The organism is Amaricoccus sp. (genome assembly GCF_036846665.1).
GTDB lineage: Bacteria > Pseudomonadota > Alphaproteobacteria > Rhodobacterales > Rhodobacteraceae > Amaricoccus.
The window spans coordinates 1-9,473 of record NZ_DAIUBO010000151.1; the positions used below are offsets into that span (position 1 = coordinate 1).

Genomic DNA, 9,473 nt, shown 5'->3' on the forward strand with positions numbered 1-9,473 from the left:
CGGACGCACCGTCGGCGCAGGCGTCGTCTCCAAGATCATCGAATAACGCCGAAGGCAGTCTTGCGGCCGGGGCAGGGGTCCCGGCCGCGCATGGTTTCAACTGAAAGCGCGAAGGGCCTGAGAAAAATGCAAGGTCAGAACATCCGCATCCGGCTCAAGGCCTTCGACTACCGGGTGCTCGACGCCAGCACCGCGGAGATCGTCAATACCGCCAAGCGCACCGGCGCCCGGGTCCGCGGCCCGATCCCGCTGCCGAACAAGATCGAGAAATTCACCGTGCTGCGCGGGCCGCACATCGACAAGAAGAGCCGCGAGCAGTTCGAGATCCGCACCCACAAGCGGCTGCTCGACATCGTGGACCCGACGCCCCAGACCGTGGACGCGCTGATGAAGCTCGATCTGGCCGCAGGCGTCGACGTCGAAATCAAGCTCTGAGGGAAGCGAAAGCGATGCGTTCCGGAGTGATTGCGAAAAAGCTGGGGATGACCCGGCTGTTCATGGAGGACGGGCGGCAGGTGCCGGTCACGGTCCTCCAGATGGAAAACGTGCAGGTTGTCGCCCAGCGCACCGGCGAGCGGGACGGCTATTCCGCCGTGCAGCTCGGCGCCGGCGCGGCCAAGGCCAAGCGGACCACCCAGGCGATGCGCGGGCATTTCGCCGCCGCCAAGGTCGAGCCCAAGCGCAAGCTGGCCGAGTTCCGGGTTTCCCCCGAGAACCTGATCGAGGTCGGCGAGGAGATCACCGCGGACCATTATTTCGCGGGCCAGTTCGTCGACGTGGCGGGCACCTCGATCGGCAAGGGTTTCGCCGGCGGCATGAAGCGGCACAATTTCGGCGGGCTCCGCGCCTCGCACGGCGTGTCGATCAGCCACCGCAGCCACGGCTCGACCGGCCAGTGCCAGGACCCGGGCAAGGTCTTCAAGGGCAAGAAGATGGCCGGCCACATGGGCGCGGTGCGGGTGACCACGCAGAACCTGCAGGTGGTGCGCACCGATGCCGAGCGCGGGCTGATCATGGTCAAGGGCGCGGTTCCCGGCTCCAAGGGCGGCTGGGTGACGATCAAGGATGCGGCCAAGAAGGCGGTTCCGGAGAACGTGATCCTGCCGGCCGCGCTGCGCTCCGCGGCTGCGGCTGCGGCGGCGGCCGCCGCGGCGGCGGCCGAGGAAGCGGCAGCCGCCGAGGCGGAGGCGCTCAAGGCGCAGCAGGCAGCCGAGCAGGCCGCCATCGAGGCGGCCGAGGCCAGCGCTGCGGCGGAGAAGGAAGCCGGGGGCGACACGGGCGCCGAGGGCGAGGGGAGCGACGAGAAATGAAGCTGGACGTGATCAAGCTGGACGCGAGCCCCGCGGGGTCGATCGAGCTGGACGAATCCGTCTTCGGGCTCGAGCCGCGCGCCGACATCCTGCACCGCGTGGTGCGCTGGCAGCTCGCCAAGCGCCAGGCGGGCACGCATTCGACGCTCGGCAAGTCCGACGTCAGCTATTCGACCAAGAAGATCTATCGCCAGAAGGGCACCGGCGGCGCCCGGCACGGCTCGCGCAAGGCGCCGACCTTCCGCAAGGGCGGCACCTACAAGGGGCCGGTCCCGCGCAGCCATGCCCATGACCTGACCAAGAAGTTCCGCGCGCTCGGGCTGCGCCACGCGCTCTCTGCCAAGGCCGAGGCCGGGCAGATCGTCGTGCTCGAGGCCGCGGAGATGGCCGAGGGCAAGACCAGGCTGCTGGCGCAGGCGATCAAGGGGCTCGGCTGGAAGCGCACGCTGGTCATCGACGGCGCCGCGGTGGACGAGAACTTCGCCCGGGCGGCGCGCAACATCGAGGGGCTCGACGTGCTGCCGTCGATCGGCGCGAATGTCTACGACATCCTTCGCCGCGACACGCTCGTGCTGACCAGGGCCGCCGTGGAAGCGCTGGAGGCGCGACTGAAATGAGCGTGAAACCCGAGCTTTACGACGTGATCCGCAAGCCCATCATCACCGAGAAGGCCACCATGGCCTCCGAGGCCGGCGCGGTGGTGTTCGAGGTGGGCGTGGACACGACCAAGCCGCAGATCAAGGAAGCGGTCGAGGCGCTCTTCAACGTCAAGGTGAAGGCGGTCAACACCGTGCTGACCAAGGGCAAGGTGAAGAAGTTCCGCGGCCGTCCCGGCAAGCGGCGCGACGTGAAGAAGGCCTATGTGACGCTGGTGGAAGGTAACACCATCGACGTGACCACCGGGCTCTGAGACAAAGCAAACGGAAGACAGCAAGTCATGGCGTTAAAATCCTACAAGCCGACGACGCCGGGCCAGCGCGGGCTGGTTCTGATCGACCGTTCGGAACTCTGGAAAGGCCGCCCGGTCAAGTCCCTCACCGAGGGCCTGACCGGCATGGGCGGGCGGAACAATACCGGACGGATCACCATGCGCCGCCGCGGCGGCGGGGTGAAGCGGCTCTATCGCATCGTCGATTTCAAGCGCGCGAAGCGCGACGTGCCGGCGCGGGTGATCCGCATCGAATACGATCCCAACCGGACCGCCTTCATCGCGCTCATCGGCTATGCAGACGGCGAGCAGGCCTATATCCTGGCGCCGCAGCGGCTGGCGGTGGGCGACGCGGTGGTGTCCTCGGCCAAGGCCGACATCAAGCCCGGCAATGCCATGCCCTTCAACGCGATGCCGATCGGCACGATCGTACACAACGTCGAGATGAAGCCCGGCAAGGGCGGCCAGATTGCGCGGGCGGCGGGCACCTATGCCCAGTTCGTCGGGCGCGACGGCGGCTATGCTCAGATCCGGCTCTCCTCGGGCGAGCTGCGGCTTGTGCGCCAGGAATGCATGGCCACGGTCGGCGCGGTCTCGAACCCGGACAATTCGAACCAGAACTTTGGCAAGGCGGGGCGGATGCGGCTCAAGGGCCATAGGCCCAAGGTCCGCGGCGTGGTGATGAACCCGATCGACCACCCGCACGGCGGCGGCGAGGGTCGCACCTCCGGCGGCCGGCACCCGGTGACCCCCTGGGGCAAGCCGACCAAGGGTGCGCGCACGCGGTCGAACAAGGCGACGGGCAAGTTCATCCTGCGCTCCCGCCACCAGAAGAAGAACAAGCGGTAAGGAGGCCGAAACATGGCACGTTCCGTCTGGAAAGGCCCCTTCGTCGATTCCTTCGTCCTCAAGAAGGCCGAGAAGGTTCGCGAATCGGGCCGCAACGAAGTCATCAGGATCTGGTCGCGGCGCTCGACGATCCTGCCGCAGTTCGTCGGCCTGACCTTCGGCGTCTACAACGGCAAGAAGCACATCCCCGTCAGCGTCACCGAGGAAATGATCGGCCAGAAGTTCGGCGAATACAGCCCGACGCGGACCTATTACGGGCATGCGGCCGACAAGAAAGCGAAGCGGAAGTAGGCCATGAGCAAGGAAAAGAACCCTCGCCGCGTGGCGGACAACGAAGCAATGGCGGTCAGCCGGATGCTGCGCACCAGCCCGCAGAAGCTCAATCTCGTCGCGGCGATGATCCGCAACAAGCCGGTCGGCAAGGCGCTGAGCGACCTCACGTTTTCGCGCAAGCGCGTCTCCGAGGACGTGCTGAAGACGCTGCAGTCGGCGATCGCCAATGCCGAGAACAACCACGGGCTCGACGTGGACGACCTGGTGGTCGCCGAGGCCTATGTGGGCAAGAACATGGTGCTGAAGCGCGGCCGTCCCCGGGCGCGCGGGCGCTTCGGCAGGATCCTGAAGCCGTTCAGCCAGGTGACGATCAAGGTGCGGCAGGTAGCGGCAGAGGAGACGGCCTGATGGGACAGAAGATCAATCCGGTCGGGCTGCGGCTGCAGGTGAACCGCACGTGGGACAGCCGCTGGTTCGCCGACGGTGACGAATACGGCCGGCTGCTGCACGAGGATCTGGCGATCCGCGACTATATCCGCAAGCACGCTTCCCAGGCCGGCATCAGCCGGGTTGTGATCGAGCGGCCGCACAAGAAGTGCCGGGTGACCATCCATGCCGCGCGGCCGGGCGTGATCATCGGCAAGAAGGGCGCGGACATCGAGGAGCTGCGCAAGAAGCTCGCGAAGCTGACGCCCTCGGAGCTGCATCTCAACATCGTCGAGGTGCGCAAGCCCGAGATCGACGCCGCGCTCGTGGCCGAGAACGTCGCGCAGCAGCTCGAGCGGCGGGTGAGCTTCCGCCGCGCTATGAAGCGCGCGGTGCAGAACGCCATGCGCATGGGCGCGCTCGGCATCCGGATCAATGTCGGCGGCCGCCTCGGCGGCGCCGAGATCGCCCGGGTGGAATGGTATCGCGAGGGCCGGGTGCCGCTGCACACGCTGCGCGCGGACATCGACTATGCGCTGGCCGAGGCCAAGACCGCCTACGGGATCATCGGGATCAAGGTCTGGATCTTCCGGGGCGAGATCCTCGAGCACGACCCGCAGGCGCGCGACCGGCGCCAGTCCGAACTGCAGGAAGGCGGGGGAATGCGGCCGCAGCGCGCGCGCTGAACGGCCTGACCCGTCGGGAGAGAGAATATGCTGTCACCAAAGCGCACGAAATTCCGCAAGCAGTTCAAGGGCCGCATCCATGGGGAGGCCAAGGGCGGCGCGGAGCTGAACTTCGGGCATTACGGGCTGAAGGCCACCGAGCCGGAGCGCATCACCGCGCGCCAGATCGAGGCCGCGCGGCGGGCGCTGACCCGCCACATGAAGCGCCAGGGCCGGGTCTGGATCCGCATCTTCCCCGACGTGCCGGTCTCCAAGAAGCCGACCGAGGTGCGCATGGGCAAGGGCAAGGGCTCGGTCGAGTTCTGGGCCGCCAAGGTCAAGCCGGGCCGGGTCATGTTCGAGATTGACGGTGTCGACGAGGTTGTGGCAAAGGAAGCGCTGCGATTGGCGGCGATGAAGCTGCCGATCAAGTGCCGATTCGTCACGCGCGAAGACTGGTGAGGGCGGCGCCCCTGAGACAGGGGCGGCGCTCGTTGCGATTGGAACAGCGTCGGGGCATGCCCCGATAGCTTCTGATGAAGGGAATGGGGCCATGAAAGCGGCCGAACTGCGGGACAAGACTCCCGACCAGCTGCGCGAACAGCTCGCGGCGCTGAAGAAGGAGGCCTTCAACCTGCGATTCCAGCAGGCCACGGGCCAGCTCGAGAACACCTCCCGGATGCAGGCGGTCCGCCGCGATGCCGCCCGGGTCAAGACCGTGATGAATGCCAAGGCCGCCGCTGCGGCAGGGGAGGCCTGAGATGCCCAAGCGGATCCTCACCGGCACCGTGACCAGCGACAAGAACGAGCAGACCGTCACCGTGCTCGTGGAACGGCGGTTCACCCATCCGGTGATGAAGAAGACCGTGCGCCGGTCCAAGAAGTATCGCGCCCATGACCCGCTCAACGCGTTCAAGGTCGGCGATACCGTGCGCATCCAGGAATGCGCGCCGATCTCGAAGAACAAGCGCTGGGAAGTGATGGCGGAGAGCGCGGAAGCGTAGATCGCCACCAGCATCGTCGAAACCGCGGGACGGGGTCCCGCAGGTCGGGAGTAACGATACATGATCCAGATGCAGACCAATCTGGATGTCGCTGACAATTCCGGCGCCCGCCGGGTTCAGTGCATCAAGGTCCTGGGCGGCTCCAAGCGGAAATACGCCTCCGTCGGCGACATCATCGTGGTGTCGGTCAAGGAGGCGATCCCGCGCGGCCGCGTCAAGAAGGGCGACGTGCGCAAGGCCGTCGTGGTGCGCACCGCCAAGGAAGTGCGCCGCGAGGACGGCACCGCGATCCGCTTCGACCGCAACGCCGCGGTGATCCTCACCAACCAGAACGAGCCGGTCGGCACCCGCATCTTCGGGCCGGTGGTGCGCGAGCTGCGCGGCAAGAACTTCATGAAGATCATCTCGCTCGCGCCGGAGGTCCTGTAAATGGCTGCGAAACTCCGCAAGGGCGACAAGGTCGTCGTGCTCGCCGGCAAGGACAAGGGCAAGCAGGGCGAGATCGCCCGGGTCATGCCCAAGGACAACAAGGCGATCGTCTCGGGCGTCAACGTGGCGATCCGCCACCAGCGCCAGACCCAGAACGCGCAGGGCGGCCGCATCGCCAAGGAAATGCCGATCGACCTCTCCAACCTCGCCTTCCTGGATCCCAAGTCCGGCGAGCCGACCCGCATCGGCTTCCGCATGGAGGGCGACAAGAAGGTGCGCTACGCCAAGAAATCGGGGGAAACGATCCATGGCTGACCAGCAGTACACCCCCCGGCTGCGCGCGCATTACAAGGACAAGGTCCGCGCCGCGCTGAAGGAGGAATTCGGCTACCGCAACGACATGCAGATCCCGCGGCTCGACAAGATCGTGCTGAACATGGGCGTCGGCGAGGCGGTCAGCGATACCAAGAAGGTGCGCGCGGCCGAGGCCGATCTCACCCAGATCGCCGGCCAGAAGCCGGTGGTGACCAAGGCCAAGACCTCGATCGCCGGCTTCAAGGTGCGCGAGGACATGCCGATCGGCGTCAAGGTCACCCTGCGCCGCGACCGGATGTACGAATTCCTCGACCGGCTGATCACCGTGGCGATGCCGCGCGTGCGCGACTTCCGCGGCGTGAATCCGAAAAGCTTCGACGGCCGCGGCAATTACGCGATGGGGCTCAAGGAGCACATCGTCTTCCCCGAGATCAATTTCGACAAGATCGAGCAGGTCTGGGGCATGGACATCGTGATCTGCACCACAGCGAAGACCGACGCCGAGGCCAGGGCGCTGCTGAAGCATTTCAACATGCCGTTCACGGCCTGAGGCGCGGGAGAGAGACAATGGCAAAAGTCAGCATGATCGAGCGCGAGAAGAAGCGGCAGGCGCTGGTGGACCGCTACGCGGCCCGGCGCAAGGAGCTCAAGGCGATCGCGCGCAATACCGAACTGCCCATGGACGAGCGCTTCAAGGCGCAGCTGAAGCTCGCGAAGCTGCCGCGCAATTCCTCGGCGACGCGGCTGCACAACCGCTGCGAGGTGACCGGCCGTCCGAAGGCCTATTACCGCAAACTCCGGATGTCGCGCATCGCGCTCAGGGACTATGCCTCCAATGGGCAGATCCCCGGTATGGTCAAGTCGAGCTGGTGAGGGGAATCGAGAGATGTCTGTGAACGATCCCATCGGCGATATGCTCGCCCGCATCCGCAACGCCTCGATGCGCGGCAAGTCCACGGTGCGCACGCCCGCCTCGAAGATCCGCAAATGGGTCCTCGACGTGCTGAAGGCCGAGGGCTACATCCGCGGCTACGAGGAGACGACCTCGGCCAACGGCCTGCCCGAGATCGAGATCTCGCTGCGCTATTTCGATGGCCATTCGGCGATCCGCGAGCTCAAGCGCGTCTCGACCCCCGGCCGCCGCGTCTATTCCGGCGTCAAGGAAATCCCGCAGGTCCGCCAGGGCCTCGGAGTCGCGATCGTCTCCACGCCCAAGGGCGTGATGTCCGATGCCCAGGCCCGCTCCGCGAATGTCGGCGGCGAGGTCCTGTGCACCGTGTTCTGAGGAGGGCGCCATGTCTCGAATTGGCAAAAGACCGGTCGAGCTGCCGGGCGGCGTGAGCGCCACGGTCTCCGGCCAGACCGTCGAGGTCAAGGGCCCCAGGGGCACGCGGAGCTTCACGGCGACCGACGACGTGACCCTGACGCTCGAGGACAATTCCCTCTCGGTGGTGCCGCGCGGCAAGTCCAAGCGCGCGCGCCAGCAATGGGGCATGTCGCGGACCCAGGTGGCCAATCTGGTCACCGGCGTGACGACGGGCTTCAAGCGCGAGATGGAGATCACCGGCGTGGGCTACCGCGCGGCGGTCCAGGGCAAGGTCCTGAAGCTCTCGCTCGGCTACAGCCACGACGTGGATTTCCCGATCCCCGAGGGCGTGACGGTGGCCACGCCCAAGCCCACCGAGATCGTGGTGGAGGGCATCGACCAGCAGGTGGTCGGCCAGGTCGCGGCCAACATCCGCGAGTGGCGCAAGCCCGAGCCCTACAAGGGCAAGGGCATCCGGTACAAGGACGAGTTCATCTTCCGCAAGGAAGGCAAGAAGAAGTAGGGAGCGCAAGCCATGGCGAACAGCAAGCGAGACCTGTTCCGGAAGCGCCGCCTGCGCGTCCGGAGCAAGCTCAGGAAATCGGCGGACGGCCGTCCGCGCCTGAGTGTCCACCGGTCCCTGAAGAACATCTCGGTCCAGGTGATCGACGATGCCCAGGGCCGTACCCTGGCCGCTGCCTCGACGCTCGAGGCGGATCTGGGGCTCAAGGGCAAGAACAACAAGGAAGCGGCGGCCAGGGTCGGCGCCGAGATCGCGGCGCGCGCCAGGGCGGCCGGGGTCGAGGCGGTCTATTTCGACCGGGGCGGCTTCCTCTTTCACGGCAAGGTCAAGGCCCTTGCGGACGCCGCCCGCGAAGGCGGCCTGAAGTTCTGACGGGAGAGCGCATTGGCTAGAGAACCCAGAGGCGGCGGCCGCGACCGTCGCGACCGCGACGAGAACCCGGAGTTCCAGGACCGGCTCGTGGCGATCAACCGCGTCTCCAAGACGGTGAAGGGCGGCAAGCGCTTCGGCTTCGCCGCGCTCGTCGTCGTCGGCGACCAGAAGGGCCGGGTCGGCTACGGCAAGGGCAAGGCCCGCGAGGTGCCCGAGGCGATCCGCAAGGCGACCGAGCAGGCCAAGCGCCAGCTGATCCGCGTGCCGCTGCGCGAGGGCCGCACGCTGCACCACGACATCACCGGGCGCCACGGGGCGGGCCGGGTGGTGATGCGCACCGCGCCCGCGGGCACCGGCATCATCGCCGGCGGCCCGATGCGCGCGGTCTTCGAGATGCTCGGCGTGCACGACGTGGTCTCGAAGTCGCTCGGCAGCCAGAACCCCTACAACATGATCCGCGCCACCATCGAGGGCCTGCAGGGGCAGATGAGCCCGCGCATGGTCGCCCAGCGCCGCGGCCGCAAGGTCGCCGACATCCTGCCCAAGGCGGCAGAGGCGCAGGCACCGGCCGAAGCCGCAGAAGCGTGAGGTAGCCGGCCATGGCCAAGACAACGACCAAGACCATCGTGGTGAAGCAGATCGGCTCGCCGATCCGCCGCCCCGCCAAGCAGCGCGCGACCCTGGTGGGGCTCGGGTTGAACAAGATGCACCGCACCCGCGAGCTGCAGGACACGCCCTCGATCCGCGGCATGGTGGCCTCGATCCCGCATCTGGCGGTGATCGTGGAAGAGCGCGGCTAGCCGCCCGCTCCCGCCGGCGGCAGGACCAACCCGTCGCGATCGACCGAACGAGGCGCCCCGGTTTCCGGGGCGCTTTCTTTTTGATCGTGCGGCCCGGACGAGGCGTTTCGCGCCCTCGGGTCAGGGGGATTCAGGTCTCATGCGGTCTCCAGCGATTGCTTCGGACCGGCGCCCGTTCCCCGTGGCGGCGCCGCATTCTGTTCGCGGATTTGGCAAGTGACAAATCCGCGCGCGCCTGCCTGCCCCCCGGCAGGCGCGACAAGCGCGCCCGCC

General features: G+C 67.1%; 20 protein-coding genes. All 20 read left to right on the forward strand.

The window, feature by feature from the left end; all coding sequences use genetic code 11:
- The first annotated feature begins 126 nt into the window (after positions 1-126).
- Positions 127-435 carry a 30S ribosomal protein S10 gene (gene rpsJ / locus V7050_RS14080; RefSeq protein ID WP_324375546.1) on the forward strand — a complete coding sequence of 103 codons (309 nt, stop codon included), beginning with the start codon at positions 127-129 and terminating at the stop codon, positions 433-435.
- A 14-nt stretch (positions 436-449) separates the two neighbouring features.
- Complete coding sequence (rplC, locus tag V7050_RS14085; RefSeq protein WP_324375544.1) at positions 450-1,310, forward strand: 50S ribosomal protein L3; 861 nt, start codon at positions 450-452, stop codon at positions 1,308-1,310.
- The gene (rplD, locus tag V7050_RS14090) at positions 1,307-1,927 is read left to right on the forward strand and encodes a 50S ribosomal protein L4 (RefSeq protein WP_324375542.1); all 621 of its coding nucleotides are present in this window, start codon (positions 1,307-1,309) and stop codon (positions 1,925-1,927) included. Before rplC ends, rplD begins: the two co-directional genes overlap by 4 nt.
- Positions 1,924-2,220, forward strand: a complete 297-nt coding sequence (locus V7050_RS14095; RefSeq protein ID WP_324375540.1) for a 50S ribosomal protein L23 — start codon at positions 1,924-1,926, stop codon at positions 2,218-2,220. The genes rplD and V7050_RS14095 overlap by 4 nt, the downstream gene beginning before the upstream one ends.
- Before the next feature lie 27 nt (positions 2,221-2,247).
- Complete coding sequence (rplB, locus tag V7050_RS14100; RefSeq protein WP_324375539.1) at positions 2,248-3,087, forward strand: 50S ribosomal protein L2; 840 nt, start codon at positions 2,248-2,250, stop codon at positions 3,085-3,087.
- A gap of 12 nt (positions 3,088-3,099) precedes the next feature.
- Complete coding sequence (gene rpsS, locus V7050_RS14105; protein ID WP_324375537.1) at positions 3,100-3,378, forward strand: 30S ribosomal protein S19; 279 nt, start codon at positions 3,100-3,102, stop codon at positions 3,376-3,378.
- 3 nt (positions 3,379-3,381) lie between these two features.
- The gene (gene rplV / locus V7050_RS14110) at positions 3,382-3,768 is read left to right on the forward strand and encodes a 50S ribosomal protein L22 (protein WP_324375535.1); all 387 of its coding nucleotides are present in this window, start codon (positions 3,382-3,384) and stop codon (positions 3,766-3,768) included.
- Positions 3,768-4,472 (forward strand): 30S ribosomal protein S3, encoded by a 705-nt coding sequence (gene rpsC / locus V7050_RS14115; protein ID WP_324375534.1) that lies wholly within the window; start codon positions 3,768-3,770, stop codon positions 4,470-4,472. Before rplV ends, rpsC begins: the two co-directional genes overlap by 1 nt.
- Before the next feature lie 27 nt (positions 4,473-4,499).
- The gene (gene rplP, locus V7050_RS14120; protein ID WP_324375532.1) at positions 4,500-4,913 is read left to right on the forward strand and encodes a 50S ribosomal protein L16; all 414 of its coding nucleotides are present in this window, start codon (positions 4,500-4,502) and stop codon (positions 4,911-4,913) included.
- A 91-nt stretch (positions 4,914-5,004) separates the two neighbouring features.
- Positions 5,005-5,211: a 50S ribosomal protein L29 gene (gene rpmC, locus V7050_RS14125; protein WP_324375530.1), complete on the forward strand. Its 207-nt coding sequence runs from the start codon at positions 5,005-5,007 to the stop codon at positions 5,209-5,211.
- A gap of 1 nt (position 5,212) precedes the next feature.
- Positions 5,213-5,455 (forward strand): 30S ribosomal protein S17, encoded by a 243-nt coding sequence (gene rpsQ, locus V7050_RS14130; protein ID WP_324375528.1) that lies wholly within the window; start codon positions 5,213-5,215, stop codon positions 5,453-5,455.
- 60 nt (positions 5,456-5,515) lie between these two features.
- Entirely contained in the window at positions 5,516-5,884 is a 369-nt protein-coding gene (rplN, locus tag V7050_RS14135) for a 50S ribosomal protein L14 (RefSeq protein WP_324375526.1), read from the forward strand.
- Positions 5,885-6,199, forward strand: coding sequence for a 50S ribosomal protein L24 (rplX, locus tag V7050_RS14140; protein ID WP_324375524.1), 315 nt, complete (start codon positions 5,885-5,887; stop codon positions 6,197-6,199).
- Positions 6,192-6,749 carry a 50S ribosomal protein L5 gene (rplE, locus tag V7050_RS14145; protein ID WP_324375522.1) on the forward strand — a complete coding sequence of 186 codons (558 nt, stop codon included), beginning with the start codon at positions 6,192-6,194 and terminating at the stop codon, positions 6,747-6,749. The genes rplX and rplE overlap by 8 nt, the downstream gene beginning before the upstream one ends.
- 17 nt (positions 6,750-6,766) lie before the next feature.
- Positions 6,767-7,072: a 30S ribosomal protein S14 gene (rpsN, locus tag V7050_RS14150; protein WP_324375520.1), complete on the forward strand. Its 306-nt coding sequence runs from the start codon at positions 6,767-6,769 to the stop codon at positions 7,070-7,072.
- Positions 7,073-7,085: 13 nt separating this feature from the next.
- A complete protein-coding gene (gene rpsH, locus V7050_RS14155; RefSeq protein ID WP_324375518.1) occupies positions 7,086-7,484 on the forward strand; it encodes a 30S ribosomal protein S8 in 399 nt (132 codons plus the stop codon).
- 10 nt (positions 7,485-7,494) lie between these two features.
- Positions 7,495-8,028: a 50S ribosomal protein L6 gene (gene rplF / locus V7050_RS14160; RefSeq protein ID WP_324375516.1), complete on the forward strand. Its 534-nt coding sequence runs from the start codon at positions 7,495-7,497 to the stop codon at positions 8,026-8,028.
- A 12-nt stretch (positions 8,029-8,040) separates the two neighbouring features.
- Positions 8,041-8,400 (forward strand): 50S ribosomal protein L18, encoded by a 360-nt coding sequence (rplR, locus tag V7050_RS14165; RefSeq protein ID WP_324375514.1) that lies wholly within the window; start codon positions 8,041-8,043, stop codon positions 8,398-8,400.
- A gap of 12 nt (positions 8,401-8,412) precedes the next feature.
- The gene (rpsE, locus tag V7050_RS14170; RefSeq protein WP_324375512.1) at positions 8,413-8,988 is read left to right on the forward strand and encodes a 30S ribosomal protein S5; all 576 of its coding nucleotides are present in this window, start codon (positions 8,413-8,415) and stop codon (positions 8,986-8,988) included.
- 11 nt (positions 8,989-8,999) lie between these two features.
- On the forward strand, positions 9,000-9,200 hold the full coding sequence (rpmD, locus tag V7050_RS14175; protein WP_324375509.1) for a 50S ribosomal protein L30: 201 nt from the start codon (positions 9,000-9,002) through the stop codon (positions 9,198-9,200).
- The last annotated feature ends 273 nt before the right edge of the window (positions 9,201-9,473 follow it).

Excerpts from the sequence above, each read along its gene's own strand:
- rpsJ (WP_324375546.1), top strand. The coding sequence starts at position 127 with ATGCAAGGTCAGAACATCCGCATCCGGCTCAAGGCCTTCGACTACCGG.
- rplC (WP_324375544.1), top strand. The coding sequence starts at position 450 with ATGCGTTCCGGAGTGATTGCGAAAAAGCTGGGGATGACCCGGCTGTTC.
- rplD (WP_324375542.1), top strand. The coding sequence starts at position 1,307 with ATGAAGCTGGACGTGATCAAGCTGGACGCGAGCCCCGCGGGGTCGATC.
- V7050_RS14095 (WP_324375540.1), top strand. The coding sequence starts at position 1,924 with ATGAGCGTGAAACCCGAGCTTTACGACGTGATCCGCAAGCCCATCATC.
- rplB (WP_324375539.1), top strand. The coding sequence starts at position 2,248 with ATGGCGTTAAAATCCTACAAGCCGACGACGCCGGGCCAGCGCGGGCTG.
- rpsS (WP_324375537.1), top strand. The coding sequence starts at position 3,100 with ATGGCACGTTCCGTCTGGAAAGGCCCCTTCGTCGATTCCTTCGTCCTC.
- rplV (WP_324375535.1), top strand. The coding sequence starts at position 3,382 with ATGAGCAAGGAAAAGAACCCTCGCCGCGTGGCGGACAACGAAGCAATG.
- rpsC (WP_324375534.1), top strand. The coding sequence starts at position 3,768 with ATGGGACAGAAGATCAATCCGGTCGGGCTGCGGCTGCAGGTGAACCGC.
- rplP (WP_324375532.1), top strand. The coding sequence starts at position 4,500 with ATGCTGTCACCAAAGCGCACGAAATTCCGCAAGCAGTTCAAGGGCCGC.
- rpmC (WP_324375530.1), top strand. The coding sequence starts at position 5,005 with ATGAAAGCGGCCGAACTGCGGGACAAGACTCCCGACCAGCTGCGCGAA.
- rpsQ (WP_324375528.1), top strand. The coding sequence starts at position 5,213 with ATGCCCAAGCGGATCCTCACCGGCACCGTGACCAGCGACAAGAACGAG.
- rplN (WP_324375526.1), top strand. The coding sequence starts at position 5,516 with ATGATCCAGATGCAGACCAATCTGGATGTCGCTGACAATTCCGGCGCC.
- rplX (WP_324375524.1), top strand. The coding sequence starts at position 5,885 with ATGGCTGCGAAACTCCGCAAGGGCGACAAGGTCGTCGTGCTCGCCGGC.
- rplE (WP_324375522.1), top strand. The coding sequence starts at position 6,192 with ATGGCTGACCAGCAGTACACCCCCCGGCTGCGCGCGCATTACAAGGAC.
- rpsN (WP_324375520.1), top strand. The coding sequence starts at position 6,767 with ATGGCAAAAGTCAGCATGATCGAGCGCGAGAAGAAGCGGCAGGCGCTG.
- rpsH (WP_324375518.1), top strand. The coding sequence starts at position 7,086 with ATGTCTGTGAACGATCCCATCGGCGATATGCTCGCCCGCATCCGCAAC.
- rplF (WP_324375516.1), top strand. The coding sequence starts at position 7,495 with ATGTCTCGAATTGGCAAAAGACCGGTCGAGCTGCCGGGCGGCGTGAGC.
- rplR (WP_324375514.1), top strand. The coding sequence starts at position 8,041 with ATGGCGAACAGCAAGCGAGACCTGTTCCGGAAGCGCCGCCTGCGCGTC.
- rpmD (WP_324375509.1), top strand. The coding sequence starts at position 9,000 with ATGGCCAAGACAACGACCAAGACCATCGTGGTGAAGCAGATCGGCTCG.